Consider the following 21,364-nt stretch of genomic DNA (forward strand, 5'->3'; position numbering starts at 1 on the left):
ATTCAGAAGGCCGGTCCGGGGTTTCAACGGGGGCCACCCACGGCGGCGCACCGAAGCTCAAGGGAACCCTATGGACGGCCACTTCGCGCCGGAGACCACGACGGCGCCGCTCGCCGTCGAATCCGGGTTCAGCATCCAACCCATCCGCTTGGCGTTGCTCAGTATCACGACACTCTCCACGAGCTCGATCTGCGGGATGCGCTGCTGGAGGGCCAATTCGGCGTTCATCACATCGGCCAGCGAATTCAGCCACATGAGGATCACAAAATTTGTGCCTCCGGTAATAGACGCGCTGAACCGGACAGTGCGGAGGCTGCGGAGGTCGGCGGCCGCGACCTCGTGCTGGCCCGGCGGCACGTTGGCGAACCACTGGCAGCTCACCGGGTAGCCGGACAGCTTCTGGGCAATTTCACAACGGAAGGACAGCAGCCCGCTGGACATCACCCTGTTGAGCTGCCGCTGGACCGTCGCCGGGCTCCGGCCCAGGCTGCGCGCGATGTCCGCGGCGCTCGCACGCGCGTCCCGCGCCAGAAACGGGATGAGGTCCAGATGGCTCGGAGGCAGCGGGACTCCAAGCCTCAGTGCTGCCGGACCGGTGGCCGCGGGACCGGCAAGGGCCTGGAGCGCATGTTGCTTGGCCTTGTCCAAGGTATTGAGCCTCCACGCATGGCCAGCAGAGTGCAGACGGGTACCCAGCGAGGTCCGGTACTTCAACAATCCGCGGATCTCCTTGAACCGCGGAAGCACATGATCCGTAAACCGGGCCAAGGTGGGCGCGATGACCGTCAGCATAAGGTCCCTGTTGCTTGCAGCTTCCTCAACCGTGACCACTTCCGGGATGGCGGCGAGCGCCGCCGTCACCTCGGCCCGCAACCGCATTTCGCAATCCACGTTCACCAGTGCCAGGCACATCTGTTTGGGATCGCCTATCAGATGGGCCGTCGTCCAGGCCGCCCCCGACAATCTCAGCCTGTCCCAGCGCGCGGCCAGCGTTGTGGCATGCACTCCCAGCACATCGGCCGCATCCGACCAGCTGATCCGCGGCGCAATCTGCAGCACGTTGATCAGGGCAAGGTCTTCCTCGCTGAGTACCACTTCGCAGCCCTCTATGTCTCTTGTGAATAAATCCTGCCGCTTCAATCATAGTTTTGATTTTTTTCAGGTATTTCGCAGCTTGTGAACCACGTCACCACACAATGGAGAGCAGACCGTCAATGGACGGTTTGTTGAGAGGGAGAGCAGATGTCGATCACCACCGATGCGAAGGGGCTGCAGGACGATATTGTCCGGCTGCGTCATGGGCTGCACCAGGAGCCGGAGGTCGGCCTCCAGCTGCCCCGCACCCAGGAAAAAGTCCTCAAGGCGCTTGACGGCCTGCCGTTCGATATCACTCTGGGCAAGAGCACGACGTCGGTCACCGCGGTCTTGCGCGGCAGCGCACCGCACAGATCGGCCAAGAAACCTGCGGTGCTCTTGCGTGCCGACATGGACGGCCTCCCCGTCCAGGAACGCACCGGCGTCCAGTTCACGTCCAAGATCGACGGCGCCATGCACGCCTGCGGCCACGACCTCCACACCGCCATGCTCGCCGGAGCAGCCACCCTACTGGCCGAGCGCCGGGACCAGTTGGCCGGTGACGTCGTGCTGATGTTCCAGCCGGGCGAAGAAGGGTGGGACGGCGCTGGCCACATGATCCGCGAAGGCGTGCTGGACGCGGCCGGGCGCCGGGTTGATGCCGCTTATGGGCTGCATGTATTTTCTGCGCTGGAGCCGCACGGCCGCTTCTGCACCAAACCAGGGGTGATGCTGAGCGCCTCCGATGCACTTACCGTCACCGTCCTGGGCGCCGGCGGCCATGGATCGGCCCCGCACACGGCAAAAGACCCCGTCACGGCGGCAGCAGAAATGGTGACGGCACTGCAGGTCATGATCACCCGCCAGTTCAACATGTTCGATCCTGTGGTTCTGACGGTCGGCGTCCTCCAGGCAGGAACGAAGCGCAACATCATTCCGGAATCGGCGCGCATCGAAGCCACTATCCGCACCTTCTCGGACGAATCCAGGGAACGGATGATGTCCGCCGTTCCCACCCTGTTGAGGGGTATCGCCGCTGCCCACGGCCTCGACGTGGACGTCGACTACCGTGACGAATACCCCCTCACCGTCAACGACGACGACGAAACCCGCACCGCCGAGAAGACCATTCAAGGCCTCTTTGGAGACTCGCGCCTCACCCGCTGGGCCACCCCGCTCAGTGGATCCGAGGATTTTTCGAGGGTGCTAGCTGAAGTACCCGGCACGTTCATCGGCCTCAGCGCCGTCGCCCCCGGCGCGGATCACACCTCCGCCCCGTTCAACCATTCCCCCTATGCCGCCTTCGCCGACGGCGTACTCTCCGACGGCGCAGCGCTCTACGCAGAGCTGGCCGTTTCTCGCATCGCAGCCCTGGCCTCGGCCAACTGACTTTCCCATCAATCACTGGAGCACACCATGACCACAACTGCAGGCGTCCCAGCCGACGTCCAGGTTCACAAGTCCCATCTGCGGACACTCATCGGTACCGGCATCGGCAACGCTGTTGAATGGTACGACTGGGCCATCTATGCCACCTTCTCGCCGTTCATCGCGAGCGCACTGTTCAGCAAGGCGGATCCGACGTCGGCCTTCCTCGCCACCCTGGCGATCTTCGCCGTCGGCTTTGTCGCCCGTCCGTTCGGCGGCTTCGTGTTCGGCTGGATCGGAGACCGGATCGGCCGCAAGACGTCCATGACGTTCGCGGTGGGCCTCGCCGCCCTGGGCAGCCTGATCATCGGCGTCGCCCCCACCTTCGAAGCCGTCGGGGCCTTCGCCTCGGTCCTGCTGCTGGTGGCTCGGCTCATCCAGGGCCTTGCCCACGGCGGAGAGCTGCCGTCGTCGCAGACCTACCTCTCCGAGATGGCGCCCAAGGAAAAGCGCGGCTTCTGGGCAACGCTCATTTACACGTCCGGCACCGTGGGAATCCTTGCCGGGACCATACTGGGAGCCATTCTGTCCAACGTCCTGAGCAAGGCTGACATGAACGCCTGGGGCTGGCGGGTACCATTCCTGATTGGCGGCGTCATGGGCCTCTATGCACTGTTCATGCGGGCCCGCATGAAGGAGACCGCAGTTTTCGAAGCAGAATCGCCCAAGGAAAAGCACGAGCCGATGTGGCCGCAGATCTGGCGGCACCGCAAGCAGGCCCTGCAGGTTATTGGCCTGACCGTCGGACTGACGGTGGCCTACTACATCTGGGGTGTCGTTACGCCAAGCTACGCCGCGTCTGTGCTGAAGATGGACCGTGGAGAGGCCCTTTGGGCAAGCGTGATCGCCAACGTTCTGTTCATCGCCGCTCTTCCTTTCTGGGGCAAGCTCTCCGACCGTATCGGCCGCAAACCGGTCATGATCATGAGCGCCGCCGGCGCCGCGCTGTTCCACTTCCCCATGACTTGGCTGCTGAAGGATTCACCGTGGCAGCTCACGGTCACTATGTCCGTCATGCTGTTCTTCATCGCCGGCGCCGCCGCGATCGTCCCAGCCGTTTACGCCGAGCTGTTCCCCACCAAGATCCGCACGGTGGGCGTGGGCGTCCCCTACTCCATCTGCGTCGCAGCCTTCGGGGGTACCGCGCCGTACCTGCAGGCCTGGCTCGGCTCCATCGGACAGGCCAACCTGTTCAACGTCTACGCGGTGGTCCTGCTGGTTATCAGCATCGCGTTCGTCTTCACCATCCCGGAGACCAAGGGCAAGGACTTGACGCACTAAGCAGTCCACATCGCCGCTGGGGAGATCCGGCAAAACAAAAGACGCCGACGGCGGGAGGTCCCGTCGTCGGCGTCTTTGTGTTCGCCGAAGCTCGGCGTGCTGCAGGATCAGCCCAGGTGGACCGGCTGGTTCTCATCGCTGCCGCTGAACGTCTTCCTGGTGATAGTGATGAGGAGCAGTGCGAGCGGCGCGATCAGGATGGCCACGCCGGCAGCCCACAGGAACACTGACGCGTAGCCCTGAACAGCATTCAGCCTGGAGCTCGAGGCTCCGCGGCACACGAGCTCGCCCTGCTGGCCTTGGGAAACGGCTTCTCCCAGGCGTTCATCGTCTATGCCGTCGCAGCAGCAGGTGACACTCAAACCCGCTGACGCCCGGCCTGACAAGCAGGCACTGCTTGCACAGGTAGTCCCGGGCTTAATAAACGAGCAGTGCCCGCTCCCACAAGGTAAGTCTTGTGGGCGCGCACTATTAAGGACTCCGATGAACACGCATACTGCAAACGAAGACACCCGGCCCGTCACTTTTTTCTGCGCGTTTGCGCTCAAGCGGGCCGTGCAGGACGTCATCCTCCCCGCATACCTTCAGGCCGGCGGGGCGCCCGTGGAGGCGGTCTTTGAACCCACATTCCGGCTGCTGACGCGGATCGAGTCCGGCGCCCGGCCGGACGTGATGGCAGGCATCTCCGGATCACTGGCGGATCTGGTTGCATCCAACATCCTGGCGAACCCAAGGCCCGTCGCCCGAACCGGCGTGGGCGTGGCAGTCGCACCGGACGCCCGGATTCCTGACATCAACACCGTGGAGACCTTCATCGCCGCCGTGGCGTCCGCCCGCTCGGTGGCCTATTCCCGCAGCGGTCCCAGCGGGATCTATTTCGCCGGCCTGCTGGAACAGCTGGGGATTGCCGAGCGGGTCAAGGCCCGGGCCACCGTGATTGATTCCGGGCCGACTGCGGTGGCCCTGCTGGACGGCCGGGCGGACCTCGCCATCCAGCAGCTGAGCGAACTGATCCTCGTTCCGGCGGCCACAATCGTCGGCCCGCTTCCGGGGGCCATTCAGGAGTACACGGACTTCTCGACGGCGCTGGGCAGCGAGGCGTCCCGCCCTTCCGGCGCCGCGGTACTGCGCGATTTCCTGCACGGCCCCGAGGCCCTCGCAGCTTACGCGGCCAACGGGCTGGAAATTTTCTCAAAAAAATGATTGACGCTTCAACTTTCTAGGCGTACATTCAGTTGTAGCTTCAAGTAGCCACCCTCCAGCAGAACTGAATCTGATGAAAACCCTCCTTGCCCGCCTTTTCGGAAAGAAGAATCCCATGACTGACATCACCATCATCGGTAACGGCAACATGGCCCGCGGCATCGCCACCCGCGCCGTCGCTGCAGGCAAGAAGGTGGAGATCCTCGGCCAGGATGCCGCCAAGGCGCAGACACTCGCCAGCGAACTCGGCGCAGGTGTCACCCATGGCACCACGGCCAGCGCCCCGCAGGGCAGCATCGTGATCCTGGCTGTCCCGTTCGACGCCGCCAAATCAGTGGTCACTGCTTACGGCGACCAACTTGCCGGCAAGACGGTTGTGGATATCACCAACCCGGTGAACTTCGAAACCTTCGATTCCCTGGTGGTGGAGCCCGGCTCCTCGGCCGCCGAGGAAATCGCTGCACTGGCCCCGGCCGGCGCCAGCGTGGTCAAGGCCTTCAACACCACCTTCGCTGGCACGCTGGTGGCAGGCGAATCCGGCGGCCAGCCGCTGGATGTCTTCATCGCCGGAGACGACGAGGACGCCAATCAGGCAGTGAGCGGCTTTGTCAGCTCCGCCGGCATGCGCCCGCTGGTGGTCGGCCCGCTTAAGCGCTCCCGCGAGCTTGAGGGCTTCCAGTTCGTCCTGATGACCATGCAGGCCAACCCCGAGTTCTCCGAGTTCAACTGGGACACCGGACTCCTGGTCACCAAGTAGCACGGGTGGCCAGGTAAACCTGGTCACCACAAAAGGACAGGGCACGACGGCGGGACCTCCCGCCGTCGTGCCCTGTCCTTTCGCTTTGGCTCCCCCCGGGTGCCGTCAGGCGCGGGCGTGCTCGGCGAGGACAGCATCGATCTGGCCTGCCGCCTCGCGCATGCCCTCTTCCATGCCCATCTGGACCATCTGTTCCATCTGTTCTTCGGACTCGAAGGTGGACATAACGGTCATCCGGGTGCGGCCGCCCAGGTCCTCAAGGTCAACGGCGGCATGCGTGATTCCCATGGCCTCGTTCGGGGCGCCGGCTTCATCGGCGAAGCCGTCGTCGAACTCGAGCCTGTGCGGCGCTTCGATGGCGGTGAAGCGCCACCAACCGCCGGCCTTCTCCCCCTCGGGACCGGTCATGTAGTAGCCGGCCTTCCCGCCGGGCTGGAAATCGAACTCCTCGAACGTTGCCGGCCAGGTGGGCGGACCCCACCAGCGCTCCAGCTGGCGGGGGTCTTCCCATATCTGCCAGACACGGTCGACGCCGGCGTCGAACTCGGCCACGAGGGTGAAGCTGAGTGCTTCGAGATTCTTGGTGGAACTGATAACAGGCATTGCAGAACCTTCCTATCCTTCAGCCAGAATGTCTGCGATCCGCCCGGCACGCTGCCGCCAGATCGCCTCATACTCGTCAAGCAGCCGGCGGGCCTTCTGCAGTCCTTCATGGTCACCCCGCACGATCTGCTCCCTTCCGCGCTTCTCCTTCGTTATCAGGGAAGCCCGCTCCAACACCGCCACATGCTTCTGGACGGCGGCGAAACTCATGGCGTAGAGGGCGGCGAGCCCGGAGACGGAATACTCCCCCGCCGTCACCCGCCGGACAATGTCCCGGCGGGTAGCGTCCGCGAGCGCCTGGAACAGGCGGTCCACGTCCGCGTTTCTGAGCTGATCTACAACCATTTGGTTGTACGATACGCCCGGGGCGGCAGGGTGTCAAGGCTTGAATGTGGTCCGCGACATGGCATTTCACAGCAGTGCCGCCGGTCACCATTGCCGCGAAATGCCACATCGAAGGGACCGTGGCGGAGACCTCCGCCGCCTCCCGGTTTGACGCGGGTACCCGCCATTGTCCACAGTGGGTCAGTGTCTGCCGCTATCCCCACCCGAGCCCCAGATCCGGCAGTCCCGGACGGGCCATCGCCATGGCGGCAGATTGCCGCCCTGTTCGGCTTCCTTTCGCTGTCCTGGATCGTGTCGCTCTTGGGGTCCCTCCCGGTCCGGGCGGCTGTGGGTGGCTGGTACGTCCTTGCGGACAAAGCTCCCTGGACGCCACCCGGGCTGATGTTCACGTCAGTCTGGCTGGTCCTGTACGCGGCAATGGCCGTGGCGGCCTGGCTGGTGTGGCGGCAGCGGCGCCTCCCGCGCCACCGCGCACTCAGGCTCTACGGGCTTCAGTTGGCTTTGAACCTGCTCTGGCCCATGACGTTCTTCGGCCTGTATCCGCTGCTGGGGACCGCGGCGCTCTGGCTGGCGCTGGCCGTCCTCACCGCTCTCACCTTCACAGCCATCCTGACAGTTCTGCGCTTCGGGCCCATTAGCCCAACGGCCGGAGTGCTGATGTTGCCGAACGTATCGTGGCTGGTGTTTTCGGCGTCCCTGAACCTTTACGCCGCCCTCAGTAATTAAGGCCAGCGCGAGCGTGTAATCGCTCACACTTTCGCCATTTCGGTTGCCAACGTCGGCGGCAAGCATGAACCATGAGATCGGGACCTCGTTCCCGCACTACCAAGATCAGCAATCCTCACCGACGAGGATGCGGCCCCCTCAAGGACGACGCGGCGCCGTTAACTGCATGAGCGAAAGTACTGACAATGACGTTTGAAAACACTGACTCCATCACGCTGAAAATCTGGGACCGGTCCGCGATTGACCACACCCTTGAGAGCGTTGTGCACGACCTCTCGGTCAAGGCGAACACCACCAAATGCCGCATTGCGGTCCAGTGCAGCGGCCCCAACACTTTCACGGTCAGCGTCCGTGGCCAGGAACGCCAGCTCGCCACCGTCTGATCGGTTCACGGCTAAAAACTGAAGCGGACGACGGCGGGAGGTTTCCGGCGTCGTCCGCTTCCGTTTTGCTTCCGGGCCAATAGCCTTACGCCCTGGCCTGGCGGCTCACCATCTCGTTGATCCAGGCCGGCGCGAACGGTGAGGTGCAGTTCGGCGGCGTCGGGTAGTCCTTGAGGACCTCGAGCCGTTCGCCGATATCGAGCGCGCGGGCCCGGAGCTCCGCGTGCTCGATCCCGATGAAGGCCAGCGTGTGGTTCATCGCCCACTGCAGCCGGTCCGGCGCGTCCTTCATCTGCGCCTCGATGGTGTCCAACAGGTCCGGGAGGTCGAGCCCCGCGGGCTTCTTCGCCACGCGCTCGCTGGTCAGGGCCCAGCCGGCGCTTGCCACCACCGGATCCGGATCCGCCTTCCAGGCCACGCGCAGGTCCTCCGTGTGCGGGCTTTTCTTCACCACGTAGTTCACCAGCCAGTCGTGCACCTTGGGGGCGCGCGCCTCGCGGAGCATGGCGTCCAGTTCGTCGCGTTCGAAGGCAATCGGCTGGCAGATCAGCAGTGCCACGAGCCTCGCCGCAGTGTCGTTGGTCGCCCAGAGCTCGCGCGCGAGTTCCTGCTGCGTCTTCAGCCGCTTCGTGTCAGTTAGGCGACCGCTTGTCGACCGCCGGTGGCAACCCAGGAGCCGAGCGGTTTGTCGGCCACGTCGTCGTCCGCCTCCTCGGTCCCGCACATCACGAAGCCGCGTGACTGGTAGTTCGCCAGGGCCGCGGGACCGTCGAGGGTGCAGGTGTGGACCCAGACACGGGACACCGGCGGGAGGTCGAAGCGTTGTGTCAGCGACCATGCCGCCGTGATGCCGTGTTCCAGCAGCCGGCCGCCAAGGCCCCGGCCGATCGCCTGCTCCGAAAGGCCGAAGTACCTGACCTCCACGTGCGTACCATCCTCGGCGACGACGGGTTGAAGGTGGACATAGCCCCACGGCACGCCCTCGCCATAGAGGACCCAGAATTCTGTACCCGGCGCCGCGAGCTCCTTGGCCCACTGCTGCCGTGTCCACTCAAGACGGTCCGTCCAGTGCCACTGCCCGCCGACCAGGCCATAGAGGAAGCGGGCGAACTCCGGAGTGACCCCAACAGCCCGGTCCAGGCGTGCCTCATCCGGCAATGGGCGCGCCGCCCACGGGGGCGGTTGGAGCATCTGGAGTGTTGTGGTTCTGACCTTCATAGACAGCTCAACCCTTTCGATATCGATCGTCTGTCGATCCTATTTGAGACTCGTTGAACCGGAGTTTGCGGGGCGGATCGCCTGCCAGGGGTCGTGACGGTCCTGCCCATCGTGCTGCTGTCACACGACATGGCCACGCTCCTGGACCACGGGCTCGACCGCGTCGGTGCGCCCGTGGCGCTTTCCGGCATTCTGATCGCCATGATTGTTTTCCTGCCCGAGTCGATCACGTCAGTGCGTGCAGCGCTGCAGGGTGGGCCTGGCCGGCCCGTCCTACTCTTCGCCGGTGTCCCGCGCTTCCAGGTGCTTCGCCATGGCTTCGCAGGCCTGGTTCCAGCGGGCAGAGAGGGCCTGCCGGTTCAACGGTTCGAACATGCTGTTGAGGACTTTCTCGACTGCGTCGTATGCGGCGTCCCGAACCCGTTCCTGCGCCGCTTGGCTGTAATAGTTCATGACAGGGATTCGTTACGGGGACGCCGAAAGATGGTGTGTCACGGCTACCATCCCTGTGCCAGGCGCTGCAGGTAAGGAAGAACGACGGCGGGACCTCCCGCCGTCGGCCGCCCTCCCGGCCGGGTGATTTCCTACGAGGTGCGGAGCCGGCCGAGGCAGTAGTTCTTGACGAAGTGCCGGACCGGCCGCGGCAGCCGTGGATATAACAGGGCGGACCACCGGGTGGTGCGCTCGAACCGGCGGCTGTGGCGGTCGCTCCACGGCAGCCCGAAGCCGGCGCGCAAGTGGTCCGGCAGCAGACCGGCGGTGATGAACCGGATCAGCGGCATGCTCATCCGCAGCCAGAGCGGCCCGGCCGGCGGGTACAGGAGGTCGCGGCCGACGCCGGCGGTGACGGCGTCCAGCTCCAGTGTCCGCAAGGACGCGTCCCAGTACGTCCTGAAGGCTGCGCGGTCGGCCGGCCACAGGTCCGCCGGCAGTTGCAGGACGGTGCCGATTCTTGCATAGTCGCTGTACATAAGATCGGCTGCCTCGTCGTCCAGCGGGCCGTAGATCTTCTCGTAGACGGTGATGGCGGTGTCGTACAGGGTGGCCACCACCCATAATTGCGCCTTGGCATCGAACGCGCTGTAGCCGTGGGAGCCGGCGTCGGGCTTGCGGCGGACCGCCGAGTGGGCCCGGTTAACCTTGCGGCGCACCGCTGCGACCTGGTCCTCGGTTCCGTAAACCACGGCGTAGACATAGGTGACGGTGGCCTGGAATCGGTCCAGCGGCCGGGCAATAAAGTCACTGTGCTCTGCGACGCCGTGGCCGACCGCGGGGTTCGCGATCTGCAGCAGGATGGCGCGGCCCGCCCCGGCGAGCAATACACCTTCAGCTCCGATATCGGCCAGGTTCCGCACCATGGACCCACGATACCGGAGAAAGAGCACCGCGCCCGGAGGCAGTACCTCCCGCAAGGGGTGCGGGAACAAAGCGCACAGTGCGGGTCGTTGACATAATTGCGACCCGCCGCCCGCGCAGCCGGCGGCCCACTAGAGAACGGAACCACATGGTCAGGGCTATCTGGAACGGAAAAGTCATTGCCGAGTCTGCGGACACGGTGGTGGTGGAAGGCAACCACTACTTCCCGCGCGACGCCGTCAACGCGGGCTACCTCAAGGACAGCGACCAGTACTCCGTCTGCCCGTGGAAGGGTCAGGCCAGCTACAACACCCTGGAAGTGGACGGGAAGCTGAACGTCGATGCCGCCTGGTTCTACCGGGAGCCCAAGACCCGGGCGAAGCCCATCGAGGACCGGATCGCGTTCTGGCGCGGCGTGACCATCGAGGAGTAGCCCCGCACCTTTGGTGGCGGACGGCGGCGGGACCTCCCGCCGTCGTCCGCTTCCTCATTTAACGCAACATTTTGATGAACCCGGCAGACCCAGCTTCAGGAATCATTCCGTACGGATCTACGGGACCGCCACTATGCTGGGCTGAGCATCAATGGAGATGGGCTTGGCAGCACGAGGGGCGCCTGGTGAGATCAGATTCCGGTAACAGGGATTTTCCCCGCATCCGCCGTTCGCCCAGCGGGAGCAGGTGGAGATCGCGCTCCGCCACGGTCATGGGCATCGCCCTCGTGGTGGGTCTCTATTTCACGCCGGCCCTCTTCGAACGGTTTGTATTGCCGGCAGCCATGCCCCACCTGCCGGGCGCCAAAGTGCCGCCGCCAGGGTTTGAGGCCGCATCAGGTCCGCTCGGTCTGCCGCCGGCAACCAGCGGATCCACCGCCTATGTCCTGCAGAAGTCTCCGGACCCGGGCCAGCCCTTCGTTGCTTATGACCCGTGCCGTCCGCTGCACTACGTGGTCCGGCCGGACCATGCGCCGCCAGGAACAGACGTACTTATCCAGGAGGCCGTGTCCGCAGTTTCCACGGCCTCGGGACTGCAGTTCGTGTATGACGGAACCACGTCCGAGGCGCCATCGGAAGCCCGCGAAAGCTACCAGCCGGCGCGCTACGGAAAGCAGTGGGCGCCGATTCTCATCGCATGGTCGTCTCCGGCGGAGGCACCCAAGCTGGCGGGGAAGGTCGCAGGGACCGGCGGCAGCGCCTACGCCCATATTCCTGGCGAGCCCTATGTGTACGTTGCCGGCCAAATGACTCTTGATGCACCGGGCCTTGCAGAAACACTTGCCTGGCCAGAGGGGCCTGCCCACATTCGCGCCATCATCATGCACGAGCTGGGGCACGTCCTGGGGCTGGACCACGTGGACGATCCCACGCAGCTGATGTATGCGGAAAACAGCGGGCAGTTCGACTTTGGCGATGGCGACCGCGCCGGGCTGGCGTTGCTGGGAACCGGGGAGTGCGTCCCGCGGCTTTAACCACGGCGAGGCAGCTGACCGTTTTGCCCGTCAGCGGACGACGGCGGGAGCTCCCGCCGTCGTCCGCTTTCCGTTGAGGCGTTACCCAGGCAGCGTCCCGGAAGTTGACACCTGCAGGTCCGTACGGTTGACTTTTTGCATATGCTGAAATAACAGTTCCATGATGCGGAATATAATATCCGCATAGCCCTACGCCGTGGATGCCAGCATCGAACACGAGGACCTGTTTTATGCACCTTGAACAGTTCAACGCGGCCGGCCGCCCGGAGGCTGCCGATTTCCTGCGCCCCTGCCTGGACATCAACCGCTGGATCGACGAACTCGCCGACGCGCGTCCCTATTCCAGTCTCGACGTGCTTCTGGCGGCGGGCCGCGACGCAGCCAACCCCTTCACCCTGGCGGAGATCGAAGCAGCCCTCGCCCACCATCCGCGGATCGGCGAGCGGGCACAGGGCGACAGTGCGGAAGCCAGGCTGTCCCAGTCGGAACAGGCCGGACTGGGTGTGGCCGACGCGGCCGTCGCTGAGGCCCTGGCGGAAGGCAATCGGGCCTACGAGGAGAAGTTCGGGCAGGTGTTCCTGATCCGCGCTGCCGGCCGCAGCCGCGAGGAGATCCTGGCCGCCCTCAACACCAGGCTCGCCCATACCCCCGAAGCAGAACAATCAATCATTGGCCAGCAGTTGCGGGAAATCGCAATGCTCCGACTCGAAGGACTGATGGGCAGATGAGCACTTCCCACGTCACCACCCATGTACTCGATACCGGCTCCGGAAAACCGGCGACCGAGGTCCCCATAACCCTCCACGTGCTCGACGGCGAGCGTTGGGTCCAGATCGCCGAGGGCGCCACCGATGCGGACGGACGCGTCAAGCAGCTGGGACCGGACCGGCTGCCTTCAGGGACCTATCGCCTGGCCTTCGACACGGGCAAGTACTTCGCGGCCAGCGGCATCGAGACGTTCTTCCCGGAGGTGACCCTCACGTTTGGCGTGGTGGAGTCGGAGGCCCACTACCACGTACCCCTCTTGCTGAGCCCGTTTGCCTATTCCACCTACCGGGGTAGCTGAGTACGCCGGCACCTGCCGGAAACCTGCCACGACAGGAAGGGTCCGCGGCGTCGCCGCGGGCCCTTCCTGTGCGCCCATCGCCCGGCTACCGACGTCTCCATGCCCGCCGCAACCACGCCGCCGGCCGGATCCCCCACATCGGCAGCTGTCACAATCGGTTATTTGGCCCATGTGGGCCACGACAGAACAAATTCCTTGACAGTGGCTCGGGTCACTTCTATTCTAATTTTGGGATCCCAAAGTGGGATCCCAAAAGATTGCGGATTCCGAGTCGCCGCTTATTGCCGGCTATTCCGGATGGAACCCGGGACGCCCCACCAGCAGGCCTCCTGCCCCGCGAATGCCCAAGTCTTTTCCCGTTTGCAATCTTCCACTCTTCAAAGGAGAAGTTGTGTCTCTTCAAAATACTGAAACAACAGTTCCGCTTCCCGACGACAAGACCGGCAAGGATGGGGTGCAGCGACGCACCAACGTCCGCTGGAAAATGTTCCTGCTCCTGCTGGTCCTTGTTGCCGTCAACTACATCGACAGGGGCTCCATCTCGGTGGCCCTTCCAATCATCCAGAAGGAATTCAACCTCGCCCCCGAACTGGTGGGGCTCCTGCTCTCGGCCTTCTTCTGGACCTATGCCCTGATGCAGGTCCCGGTAGGGCTCCTGATCGACAAATTTGGTCCGCGTAAGGTCATGACGGCTTCCTGCGTCGGCTGGGGCGCCGCCACGGCTGCCTCCGGCTTCGCTGGCGGCTTCCTGAGCATGTTCATTGCCCGGATGGGTATCGGCGTCACGGAAGCCGGCGTTATGCCCGCCGGCGGCAAGCTCAACGCCATCTGGATGCACAAGTCCGAGCGTGGACGCGGAGCCACCATCCTCGACGCCGGTGCGCCCCTGGGCGCAGGCCTGGGCGGCCTCCTCATCGCCGGACTGATCGCCTCCACCGGCAGCTGGCGGAGTTCGTTCATCATCGCCGGCGCAGCCACCGTCCTGATGGGCCTGGCCGTCTGGTGGTACGTCCGCGACAACCCGCGCCAGCACCCCGGGGTCAACGACGCCGAAGCCGAATACCTTGAGGCCTCCCACGCCGCAGAGGATGCCGAGGCCGAGCTGGGCGGCAGCAAAGGAAAGCGCGCGCTTCTGCCCTACCTGCGGTTCCGGTCTTTCTGGGCCATGTGCTTCGGCTGGCTGGGCTTCAACGGCGTTTTTTACGGCTTGCTGACGTGGGGGCCGCTGTATCTGGCCCAGGCCAAGGGTTTTGACCTCAAGACCATCGGCTGGTCCACCTTTGTGATTTTCGGGGCCGGCTTTGTCGGGGAAATCCTCGGCGGCACCATCGCGGACAAGTGGCGTAACTCGGGAGCGTCGGCCAACCTCGTTATGCGGACACTCCTCGGCATCTCCAGCGTCGTGGTGATCGGCGGCCTCATCGGAGTTACCGTTGTTGCCGACTCGACCACCGCCGTGATCCTGCTGTCCGTAGTAATGTTCTTCCTCCGCTGGGTAGGCCTGTTCTGGAGCATCCCCTCCATCCTCGGCGGCCGGACGAACGCCGGCGTCCTGGGTGGCGCCATGAATTTCAGCGGCAACATTGCTGGCTTCGTCACCCCGATAGCTGTGGGCCTGATCGTAGGCGCCACCGGTTCCTACACGTGGGCACTGCTGTACTTCGTGGGATCTGCGATCATCATGGGAGCCTCGGTGCTGACGCTGAACTACAACAAACGCCTGCCTGTCTAAGCCAGCGAGACGCACCAGTTCCTGAAGCCGGGAACGCACTGCCACAAAAGAACCCGAATGGAGCATCATGCTTGCCGCAGAAGTAACCCAGGACAAAGAACGCCCCCTCCGCGAGGCCGTCCGGGATACTCTCCGCGCCAGGATCTTTGAAGGGCACTACGTTCCCGGCACCAGGCTGGTGGAGCGCGACCTTGCCGCCGAATTCAACGTATCGCGCCTTCCCATCCGGGAAGCGCTGCGGATGCTTCGCCAGGAAGGTCTCATCAGTGACCGTGGCGCCCGTGGAGTCGAAGTCAGCACGCTGAGCCCCAAGGACGTAGAGGACCTCTTCGACGTCCGGCAGTCACTGGAGGTGCTGGCCTGCCGCCTTGCCGCGGCGCGCGCCACCGCCGAAGACCTTGGCGGGCTAAAAGATTTGCTGGACGAGGCCGACCGCTGCCTCGCCAAGGGCGCGCTCATGGAGGCCCACCGGGCGAACAGCGAATTCCACGATGCCATCACCCGGATCGCGGACAACGGCTTCCTCAAATCCGCGCTGGAACCGCTCCAGGGCCGGATGCACTGGCTCTTCCGCCATGTCAGTGACCTGCCCGAACTCATCGAAGAGCACCGTGCCCTCTATGCCGCCGTCGCCAGCGGCGACCCGGACCGCGCCGCCGTCCAATCGGCATCGCACATCGGCAAATATCGTGACCAGTTCCCGGAGGACTTCCGCCGGACAGAACCCACCCTTCATCGGAAGAACCTATGAAACTTCTTGTCATCAACCCGAACATCAGCGACGACGTCACCGCGCTGATCGAAGCTGAGGCCCTCCGCTCCGCCTCCGCAGGAACCGAACTCGTGGTCCGTACCGCCGGTCATGGCGTCGAGTACATCGAAACCCGTTTTGAATCTCTGATCGCAGCCGGCGCCGTGGCCGAAATCATTGCCGAATATACCCAGGTCCCGGGCCTGATCGACGGCGTCGTCGTGGCGGCCTTCGGCGATCCGGGCATGCCGGCGTTGAAAGAACTCGCCGATGTCCCCATTATCGGAATCACGGAGGCGGCCCTCTGCGCAGCAGCCCTGCAAGGACACCTATTCTCCATTATCGCCATCTCGGACCGGATCCGGCCCTGGTACCTGGACTGCGTGGAACGCTTCGGCCTGGGCGGCCGGCTCGCCTCGATCCGCTCCATCAACGAGTCGCTGAACGGCATCGGTTCGGTCCAGCAGGACTTCAAGGCAACCCTGCTGGCACTGAGCCGCCAGGCGGTCGCCGAGGACGGGGCCGACGTCGTGATCCTTGCCGGGGCGCCGCTCGCCGGGCTGGCCCGCGAACTTCGAGGCCAGATCCCGGTTCCGGTAGTGGACGGCATCTCCGCCGGTATTCGCATGGCCGAGGCCGTCGTCGCCCTGGATTCGGGCCCGCACCGCGCCGGCGCCTTCGCGCCGCCGCCGGTCAAGGCCCGCAGCGGCCTCTCCGGAAACCTGGACGCCGCCCTCACCACCGCGCAGAACCCCGCCCGCAGCGGCAGCCGCCAGCCGGCCACGCCCGTACCGGCCAACTAGCTACTCCAAAACTTAGGAGGACCACCATGTCCGACACCCCAGAACTCGTCATCGCCAATGGCACCGTGGTCAACAGTTTCGGCCGCCAACAGGTCCACGTTGTGGTCCGGGAAGGCCTTATCCATGAGCTGGTGGACGCCGCCGAGCCCATCCCCGCCGGCACACGCATCATCGACGCGACCGGTCGGCTCGTCATCCCCGGCGGCGTCGACGGACACTGCCACGTTGCCCAAATAACGGGGCGGTTCCGCACCCTCGATGACTACCGGACCACCTCGACCGCCGCACTGTGGGGCGGCACCACAACCATCATCGACTTCGGCATCCCCCGCGATGCCCGGGAAACCCCGCTGGAAGCGGTGCTGTCCAAGAAAGCACTGGCCAGGGAGTCCCGCTGCGATGTCGCACTGCACGGATCTGTGGTCAGCTGGGACGAAACCGTGCCCTGGCAGCTGGAGCAACTCGCCGCCGAGGGGGTGCGGTCCGTGAAGATGTACACCACCAACCGCGGCACCACCATGGCTAACGGAAACACCATCCTCAAGGTCATGCGTGAGATGGTCCGCCTGGACGGGCTGACCTACATCCACGCCGAACACGACGCCATCATCGCGGACTGCACCGCGCAGCACGCGGACGACGGCAGGATCGGCATCGAGCACCTGCACCGCACCCGTCCGGAACTGGCAGAAGAGGTCTCGGTCAAGGAAACCCTGGCCTTGGCCGAATACACGGGAGCCCCGGTCTATTTTGTGCACCAGTCGACGCCGGGAGCCGTGGACCTGGTCACCGAGGCCCGCAGCCACGGCCAGGAGGCCTACTCCGAAACCTGCCCGCACTACCTCAGCCTCGACGAGAGCGTCTACGGCTCGGTAATGCCGGAGTGGTACGCCTGCTGCCCGCCCATGCGCAGTCCGGAGACGGTCGCCGCGCTCCGGAAACGTCTGGCCGACGGCGCCATCCACACTGTCGCGTCCGACCACTCCTGCTACGACCTCGCACAAAAGCGGGAACGAACCGACGACATCCGCGAAATGCCCCACGGGCTACCGGGCGTCGAAACCCGGATGCCCGTCACCTTCACCGCCCTGCTGGAAGCAGCCGGTGGCGAGGCGCGCGTGGAGGACTTCGTCGAAGTTTTCGCCGCCGGCCCGGCCCGGATCAACGCCCTTCCAAGGAAGGGAACCATCGCCCCAGGGTTCGACGCCGATCTGGTCATCTTCGACCCGGCCGAGCAACGAACTGTCGACGGCGACGCCCTGCACATGGGCACCGACTTCTCCCCGTTCGACGGCCGGACCCTCACGGGCTGGCCCGCCATCGTCGTCTCCGCCGGACGCGTGGTGCTGGACAGTGACGGGTTCCACGACCCCGGCGCCGTCGGCCGCTTCGTGCCCCGCCTCGGCTTCCACGAGCACAACTCGGCCTTCGAGTCCATCGCTACACCCGCCACCCAGACCACCCACTAGGAGCCCCATGCCTTCGACAGCCCGCGCCACCCGTATCGGCATGATCGTGCCGTCCTCCAACTCCTGCCTCGAACCACAGAGCTACCGGATCCTGGGCGATCGGGACGACGTCACCATCCACTTCGCCCGGATCCCGGTCACGCGGATTGCCTTGGATAATTCCTCGGACAAGCAGTTCGATGCCGTGGTCATGCGTTCGGCCGCCGAACTCCTCGCCACCGCCGATGTGGACGTCATCGCCTGGAACGGCACCTCCGGCTCCTGGCTCGGCGCCGACCATGACCGCCGGATCGCGGCGGAAATCACGGACGCCACGGGCATTCCGGCCACCACCTCCACCCTGGCCTACATGGAGGCGTTCCGGACCTTCGGCACCGAACGCATCGGGCTCTTCACTCCATACACCGGGGACGTCAACGACCAGATCGTGGCGTCCTACCAACGGGACGGCATCAAGACCCTCGACCACCGGTTCCTGGGCCTGAGCGACAACGAGTCCTTCGCCCGGGTCACGGATGACGAAATGCGTCCAGGGTCGCAGGAACTCGCGGCAGCCGCGCCCGACGCCATCATCTACCTCTGCACCAACCTCTACGGCGCCAACATCACCGCGGATATTGAGGCAGGCACCGGCGTTCCCGTGCTGGACTCCGTGGCCGTCACCCTATGGCATTGCCTCAAGATGACGGGCGCACCGCTGCTGGACCGGCGCTGGGGCAGGCTGCTCACGTCTGCCTGAGCCAGCTTGCTTAAGGCAGTACCTTTTGGTGGCCGGGTGCGCAGAGCCCTTGGCCGCCGATTGTGACCGTCGGTTCGCCTTGACGTGCGGATCGTCGCTTGCATATTCTCAAGATGCAATAAAGTTTTCTCACACACCGAAAACTTGAGCCAACTATTCAACGATGAAAAGAGGTTGGACGTGGCTGCAGGAGAAGATACCTCCCATATCCTCAGCGGGTTGACAAACCAGCTGCCTGATCGTGATCCGGAAGAGACCGCCGAATGGGTTGAGTCCCTGGATGCGCTGATCAGGGAACAGGGCACCGAGCGTGCCCAATACATCATGCGCAGCCTGCTGCAGCGCGCCGGCGCCCAGAGCGTGGGCGTTCCGATGGTGACCACCACGGACTACGTGAACACCATCCCGGTGGACCAGGAAGCTCCGTTCCCCGGCAACGAGGAGTTCGAGCGCCGGTACCGGGCGTACATGCGCTGGAACGCCGCCATCATGGTGCACCGGGCACAGCGGGCCAACATCGGCGTGGGCGGACACATCTCCACCTACGCCGGCGCAGCCACCCTGTACGAGGTCGGCTTCAACCACTTCTTCCGCGGCAAGGACCACCCCGGCGGCGGCGACCACGTTTTCTTCCAGGGCCACGCCTCCCCCGGCATGTACGCCCGCGCGTTTATGGAAGGCCGGCTCTCCGAGGAGGACCTGGACGGATTCCGGCAGGAAAAGTCCAAGGAAGGCCACGCGCTCTCCTCCTACCCGCACCCCCGCCTCATGCCGGACTTCTGGGAATTCCCCACGGTGTCCATGGGCATCGGCCCGATGAACGCGATCTATCAGGCCCAGTCCAACCGGTACCTGCACAACCGCGGCCTCAAGGACACCTCGGACCAGCAGGTCTGGGCGTTCCTGGGCGACGGCGAAATGGACGAGCCCGAGTCCCGCGGCCTGCTCCAGCTCGCCGCGAACGACAAGCTCGACAACCTGAACTTTGTGATCAACTGCAACCTCCAGCGCCTCGACGGTCCCGTCCGCGGCAACGGCAAGATCATGCAGGAACTCGAAGCGTTCTTCCGCGGCGCGGGCTGGAACGTCATCAAGGTCGTCTGGGGCCGGGAGTGGGATGACCTGCTCACCCAGGACTCCGACGGCTCGCTCGTGAAGATCATGAACGAGACCCCGGACGGCGACTACCAGACCTACAAGGCAGAATCCGGCGGGTTCGTCCGCGAACACTTCTTCGGCAAGACCCCGCAGACCAAGGACATGGTCGCGGACCTCTCCGATGACGAGATCTGGAACCTCAAGCGCGGCGGCCACGACTACAACAAGGTCCACGCCGCGTACAAGGCAGCCACCGAATTCAAGGGCAAGCCCACCGTGATCCTGGCCAAAACGGTCAAGGGCTACGGACTCGGACCCCACTTCGAGGGACGCAACGCGACCCACCAGATGAAAAAGCTCACCCTCGATGACCTGAAGAAATTCCGCGACCACCTGCGCATCCCCATCACTGACGAACAACTCGACGCGGACCTCTACCGGCCCCCGTACTACCACCCCGGCATGGACTCCCCCGAAATCCAGTACCTCATGGAACGCCGCCGCGCCCTCGGCGGTTTCGTCCCCGAACGCCGGCCGGACCACGCGCCGGTGGAACTGCCAGAACCCAAGACCTACGAGGTTGCCAAGCGCGGTTCCGGCAAGCAGCAGGCCGCCACCACCATGACCTTCGTGCGCCTGCTCAAGGACCTGCTCCGGGATAAGAAATTCGGACACCGCATTGTCCCCATCGTGCCCGATGAGTCCCGAACCTTCGGCATGGACGCGTTCTTCCCCACTGCCAAGATCTACAACCCCGACGGCCAGGGCTACCTGTCCGTGGACCGGGACCTGGTCCTGGCCTACAAGGAATCGGCCCAGGGCCAGCTGATCCACCCCGGCATCAACGAGGCAGGCGCCGTCGCAGCGTTCACCGCAGCAGGAACGTCCTACGCCACCCACGGCGTACCGCTGATCCCGATCTACGTGTTCTACTCCATGTTCGGCTTCCAGCGCACCGGCGACGCCTTCTGGGCCGCTGCGGACCAGATGACCCGCGGCTTCATCATCGGCGCCACCGCCGGCCGGACCACCCTGACCGGCGAAGGCCTCCAGCACGCCGACGGCCACTCCCCGATCCTCGCCTCCACCAACCCGGCCGTCCTCACCTACGACCCCGCCTACGGGTACGAGATGGGCCACATCATCCGGGACGGCATCGAGCGCATGTATGGGCCGGCCGCAAGCGGCGACGGAACCGGAACTGCATCCGATAAGAACCTCATGTACTACATCACGGTCTACAACGAGCCCATCTCCCAGCCGGCCGAACCTGAGAACCTCGACGTCAACGGTGTGCTGAAAGGCATCTACCGGGTGTCGGCGTCGGGCGTTGAAGGTCCCAGGAGCCAGATCCTGGCCTCCGGCGTCTCCGTCCCCTGGGCTCTTGATGCCCAGCGGATCCTCGCTGAGGACTGGGGCGTCTCCGCCGATGTCTGGTCCGTGACGTCCTGGAACGAACTGCGCCGCGACGGGCTCGCCGCGGAGGAAGACGCCTTCCTGAACCCGGGCCAGCCCGCCCGCGTACCGTTTGTCGCCCAGCAGCTCGCCGATGCGCAGGGGCCCGTGGTGGCGGTGACCGACTACATGAAGGCCGTGCCGGACCAGATCCGCCAGTTCCTCCCGCACCAGTTCGCCTCGCTCGGTGCGGATGGGTTCGGCTTCTCCGACACCCGCGCAGCAGCCCGTCGCTTCTTCAAGAACGACACCCACTCGATTGTGGTGAAGACCCTGCAGCTGCTGGCCTCGCGCGGCGAGGTGGACGGCGGCGTGCCCGCCTACGCGATGGACCGCTACAAGCTCCTGGACGTCAACGCCGGGACCACCGGCGGCGCCGGAGGCGACTCCTGACCCCACCCTTCGACAAC

At 64.8% G+C, this 21,364-nt stretch carries 24 protein-coding genes and 1 pseudogene; 17 read left to right on the forward strand and 8 right to left on the reverse strand.

Going from position 1 to position 21,364, the window contains the following annotated elements:
• Window positions 1–57: 57 nt before the first annotated feature.
• Window positions 58–1,095: an Lrp/AsnC family transcriptional regulator gene (locus ACQCSW_RS18065; RefSeq protein ID WP_426988074.1), complete on the reverse strand. Its 1,038-nt coding sequence runs from the start codon at window positions 1,093–1,095 to the stop codon at window positions 58–60.
• Window positions 1,096–1,242: 147 nt separating this feature from the next.
• Here ACQCSW_RS18065 and ACQCSW_RS18070 point away from each other — a divergent pair, with 147 nt between their 5' ends.
• The gene (locus ACQCSW_RS18070; RefSeq protein WP_426988076.1) at window positions 1,243–2,463 is read left to right on the forward strand and encodes a M20 metallopeptidase family protein; all 1,221 of its coding nucleotides are present in this window, start codon (window positions 1,243–1,245) and stop codon (window positions 2,461–2,463) included.
• A gap of 27 nt (window positions 2,464–2,490) precedes the next feature.
• On the forward strand, window positions 2,491–3,783 hold the full coding sequence (locus ACQCSW_RS18075; protein WP_111908814.1) for an MFS transporter: 1,293 nt from the start codon (window positions 2,491–2,493) through the stop codon (window positions 3,781–3,783).
• Between the two features lie 107 nt (window positions 3,784–3,890).
• Here ACQCSW_RS18075 and ACQCSW_RS18080 read toward each other — a convergent pair whose 3' ends face one another.
• Window positions 3,891–4,145 (reverse strand): hypothetical protein, encoded by a 255-nt coding sequence (locus ACQCSW_RS18080; protein WP_426988079.1) that lies wholly within the window; start codon window positions 4,143–4,145, stop codon window positions 3,891–3,893.
• A gap of 121 nt (window positions 4,146–4,266) precedes the next feature.
• Here ACQCSW_RS18080 and ACQCSW_RS18085 point away from each other — a divergent pair, with 121 nt between their 5' ends.
• Entirely contained in the window at window positions 4,267–4,986 is a 720-nt protein-coding gene (locus tag ACQCSW_RS18085) for a substrate-binding domain-containing protein (protein ID WP_426988081.1), read from the forward strand.
• 115 nt (window positions 4,987–5,101) lie between these two features.
• Window positions 5,102–5,743: an NADPH-dependent F420 reductase gene (locus ACQCSW_RS18090; RefSeq protein WP_426988083.1), complete on the forward strand. Its 642-nt coding sequence runs from the start codon at window positions 5,102–5,104 to the stop codon at window positions 5,741–5,743.
• Between the two features lie 105 nt (window positions 5,744–5,848).
• Here the strand turns inward: ACQCSW_RS18090 and ACQCSW_RS18095 are convergent, their stop codons facing one another.
• Window positions 5,849–6,346 (reverse strand): SRPBCC family protein, encoded by a 498-nt coding sequence (locus ACQCSW_RS18095; RefSeq protein ID WP_426988085.1) that lies wholly within the window; start codon window positions 6,344–6,346, stop codon window positions 5,849–5,851.
• A gap of 12 nt (window positions 6,347–6,358) precedes the next feature.
• Window positions 6,359–6,691 carry an ArsR/SmtB family transcription factor gene (locus ACQCSW_RS18100; protein WP_426988087.1) on the reverse strand — a complete coding sequence of 111 codons (333 nt, stop codon included), beginning with the start codon at window positions 6,689–6,691 and terminating at the stop codon, window positions 6,359–6,361.
• 183 nt (window positions 6,692–6,874) lie between these two features.
• Between ACQCSW_RS18100 and ACQCSW_RS18105 the strand changes: the two genes are divergently transcribed.
• Window positions 6,875–7,417, forward strand: coding sequence for a TspO/MBR family protein (locus ACQCSW_RS18105; protein ID WP_426988089.1), 543 nt, complete (start codon window positions 6,875–6,877; stop codon window positions 7,415–7,417).
• Between the two features lie 185 nt (window positions 7,418–7,602).
• Entirely contained in the window at window positions 7,603–7,800 is a 198-nt protein-coding gene (locus tag ACQCSW_RS18110) for a hypothetical protein (protein ID WP_426988091.1), read from the forward strand.
• Window positions 7,801–7,885: 85 nt separating this feature from the next.
• On the opposite strand, the gene ACQCSW_RS18115 is transcribed toward ACQCSW_RS18110, so the two are convergent.
• Window positions 7,886–8,524, reverse strand: coding sequence for a DNA alkylation repair protein (locus ACQCSW_RS18115; protein ID WP_426988093.1), 639 nt, complete (start codon window positions 8,522–8,524; stop codon window positions 7,886–7,888).
• Window positions 8,437–9,018, reverse strand: a complete 582-nt coding sequence (locus ACQCSW_RS18120) for a GNAT family N-acetyltransferase (RefSeq protein WP_426988095.1) — start codon at window positions 9,016–9,018, stop codon at window positions 8,437–8,439. The genes ACQCSW_RS18115 and ACQCSW_RS18120 overlap by 88 nt, the downstream gene beginning before the upstream one ends.
• A gap of 90 nt (window positions 9,019–9,108) precedes the next feature.
• Here ACQCSW_RS18120 and ACQCSW_RS18125 point away from each other — a divergent pair.
• A pseudogene (locus ACQCSW_RS18125) lies at window positions 9,109–9,273 on the forward strand (calcium:proton antiporter); the annotation flags it as partial.
• Between the two features lie 18 nt (window positions 9,274–9,291).
• Here ACQCSW_RS18125 and ACQCSW_RS18130 read toward each other — a convergent pair.
• Both ACQCSW_RS18130 and ACQCSW_RS18135 read right to left on the reverse strand, forming a co-directional pair.
• Window positions 9,292–9,471 (reverse strand): hypothetical protein, encoded by a 180-nt coding sequence (locus tag ACQCSW_RS18130; protein ID WP_426988097.1) that lies wholly within the window; start codon window positions 9,469–9,471, stop codon window positions 9,292–9,294.
• 131 nt (window positions 9,472–9,602) lie between these two features.
• Window positions 9,603–10,376: an oxygenase MpaB family protein gene (locus ACQCSW_RS18135; RefSeq protein WP_426988099.1), complete on the reverse strand. Its 774-nt coding sequence runs from the start codon at window positions 10,374–10,376 to the stop codon at window positions 9,603–9,605.
• A gap of 146 nt (window positions 10,377–10,522) precedes the next feature.
• Here ACQCSW_RS18135 and ACQCSW_RS18140 point away from each other — a divergent pair, with 146 nt between their 5' ends.
• The 10 genes from ACQCSW_RS18140 to aceE all read left to right on the forward strand — a co-directional run bounded on the left by ACQCSW_RS18140 (window position 10,523) and on the right by aceE (window position 21,347).
• Window positions 10,523–10,807 carry a DUF427 domain-containing protein gene (locus tag ACQCSW_RS18140; protein ID WP_426988101.1) on the forward strand — a complete coding sequence of 95 codons (285 nt, stop codon included), beginning with the start codon at window positions 10,523–10,525 and terminating at the stop codon, window positions 10,805–10,807.
• Between the two features lie 185 nt (window positions 10,808–10,992).
• Window positions 10,993–11,841: a matrixin family metalloprotease gene (locus ACQCSW_RS18145; protein WP_426988103.1), complete on the forward strand. Its 849-nt coding sequence runs from the start codon at window positions 10,993–10,995 to the stop codon at window positions 11,839–11,841.
• 230 nt (window positions 11,842–12,071) lie between these two features.
• Window positions 12,072–12,569, forward strand: coding sequence for a 2-oxo-4-hydroxy-4-carboxy-5-ureidoimidazoline decarboxylase (gene uraD / locus ACQCSW_RS18150; protein WP_426988105.1), 498 nt, complete (start codon window positions 12,072–12,074; stop codon window positions 12,567–12,569).
• Window positions 12,566–12,907: a hydroxyisourate hydrolase gene (uraH, locus tag ACQCSW_RS18155; protein ID WP_426988107.1), complete on the forward strand. Its 342-nt coding sequence runs from the start codon at window positions 12,566–12,568 to the stop codon at window positions 12,905–12,907. Before uraD ends, uraH begins: the two co-directional genes overlap by 4 nt.
• 391 nt (window positions 12,908–13,298) lie before the next feature.
• Complete coding sequence (locus tag ACQCSW_RS18160; protein WP_426988109.1) at window positions 13,299–14,639, forward strand: MFS transporter; 1,341 nt, start codon at window positions 13,299–13,301, stop codon at window positions 14,637–14,639.
• A 67-nt stretch (window positions 14,640–14,706) separates the two neighbouring features.
• Complete coding sequence (locus tag ACQCSW_RS18165; RefSeq protein WP_426988111.1) at window positions 14,707–15,390, forward strand: GntR family transcriptional regulator; 684 nt, start codon at window positions 14,707–14,709, stop codon at window positions 15,388–15,390.
• Window positions 15,387–16,193 (forward strand): aspartate/glutamate racemase family protein, encoded by an 807-nt coding sequence (locus ACQCSW_RS18170; RefSeq protein ID WP_426988113.1) that lies wholly within the window; start codon window positions 15,387–15,389, stop codon window positions 16,191–16,193. The genes ACQCSW_RS18165 and ACQCSW_RS18170 overlap by 4 nt, the downstream gene beginning before the upstream one ends.
• 26 nt (window positions 16,194–16,219) lie before the next feature.
• A complete protein-coding gene (locus tag ACQCSW_RS18175; protein ID WP_426988115.1) occupies window positions 16,220–17,662 on the forward strand; it encodes an amidohydrolase family protein in 1,443 nt (480 codons plus the stop codon).
• A 7-nt stretch (window positions 17,663–17,669) separates the two neighbouring features.
• Entirely contained in the window at window positions 17,670–18,401 is a 732-nt protein-coding gene (locus tag ACQCSW_RS18180; RefSeq protein ID WP_426988117.1) for a maleate cis-trans isomerase family protein, read from the forward strand.
• 180 nt (window positions 18,402–18,581) lie between these two features.
• Window positions 18,582–21,347, forward strand: coding sequence for a pyruvate dehydrogenase (acetyl-transferring), homodimeric type (gene aceE, locus ACQCSW_RS18185; RefSeq protein ID WP_426988119.1), 2,766 nt, complete (start codon window positions 18,582–18,584; stop codon window positions 21,345–21,347).
• Window positions 21,348–21,364 lie beyond the last annotated feature (17 nt).

It is taken from the genome of Pseudarthrobacter sp. Y6 (genome assembly GCF_050156205.1).
GTDB lineage: Bacteria > Actinomycetota > Actinomycetes > Actinomycetales > Micrococcaceae > Arthrobacter.

Bases quoted from the DNA above. Each gene is read 5' to 3' on its own strand.
- ACQCSW_RS18070 (WP_426988076.1), top strand. From the start codon at position 1,243: ATGTCGATCACCACCGATGCGAAGGGGCTGCAGGACGATATTGTCCGG.
- ACQCSW_RS18075 (WP_111908814.1), top strand. From the start codon at position 2,491: ATGACCACAACTGCAGGCGTCCCAGCCGACGTCCAGGTTCACAAGTCC.
- ACQCSW_RS18085 (WP_426988081.1), top strand. From the start codon at position 4,267: ATGAACACGCATACTGCAAACGAAGACACCCGGCCCGTCACTTTTTTC.
- ACQCSW_RS18090 (WP_426988083.1), top strand. From the start codon at position 5,102: ATGACTGACATCACCATCATCGGTAACGGCAACATGGCCCGCGGCATC.
- ACQCSW_RS18095 (WP_426988085.1), bottom strand. From the start codon at position 6,346: ATGCCTGTTATCAGTTCCACCAAGAATCTCGAAGCACTCAGCTTCACC.
- ACQCSW_RS18100 (WP_426988087.1), bottom strand. From the start codon at position 6,691: ATGGTTGTAGATCAGCTCAGAAACGCGGACGTGGACCGCCTGTTCCAG.
- ACQCSW_RS18110 (WP_426988091.1), top strand. From the start codon at position 7,603: ATGACGTTTGAAAACACTGACTCCATCACGCTGAAAATCTGGGACCGG.
- ACQCSW_RS18120 (WP_426988095.1), bottom strand. From the start codon at position 9,018: ATGAAGGTCAGAACCACAACACTCCAGATGCTCCAACCGCCCCCGTGG.
- ACQCSW_RS18130 (WP_426988097.1), bottom strand. From the start codon at position 9,471: ATGAACTATTACAGCCAAGCGGCGCAGGAACGGGTTCGGGACGCCGCA.
- ACQCSW_RS18135 (WP_426988099.1), bottom strand. From the start codon at position 10,376: ATGGTGCGGAACCTGGCCGATATCGGAGCTGAAGGTGTATTGCTCGCC.
- ACQCSW_RS18140 (WP_426988101.1), top strand. From the start codon at position 10,523: ATGGTCAGGGCTATCTGGAACGGAAAAGTCATTGCCGAGTCTGCGGAC.
- uraD (WP_426988105.1), top strand. From the start codon at position 12,072: ATGCACCTTGAACAGTTCAACGCGGCCGGCCGCCCGGAGGCTGCCGAT.
- uraH (WP_426988107.1), top strand. From the start codon at position 12,566: ATGAGCACTTCCCACGTCACCACCCATGTACTCGATACCGGCTCCGGA.
- ACQCSW_RS18165 (WP_426988111.1), top strand. From the start codon at position 14,707: ATGCTTGCCGCAGAAGTAACCCAGGACAAAGAACGCCCCCTCCGCGAG.
- ACQCSW_RS18170 (WP_426988113.1), top strand. From the start codon at position 15,387: ATGAAACTTCTTGTCATCAACCCGAACATCAGCGACGACGTCACCGCG.
- ACQCSW_RS18175 (WP_426988115.1), top strand. From the start codon at position 16,220: ATGTCCGACACCCCAGAACTCGTCATCGCCAATGGCACCGTGGTCAAC.
- ACQCSW_RS18180 (WP_426988117.1), top strand. From the start codon at position 17,670: ATGCCTTCGACAGCCCGCGCCACCCGTATCGGCATGATCGTGCCGTCC.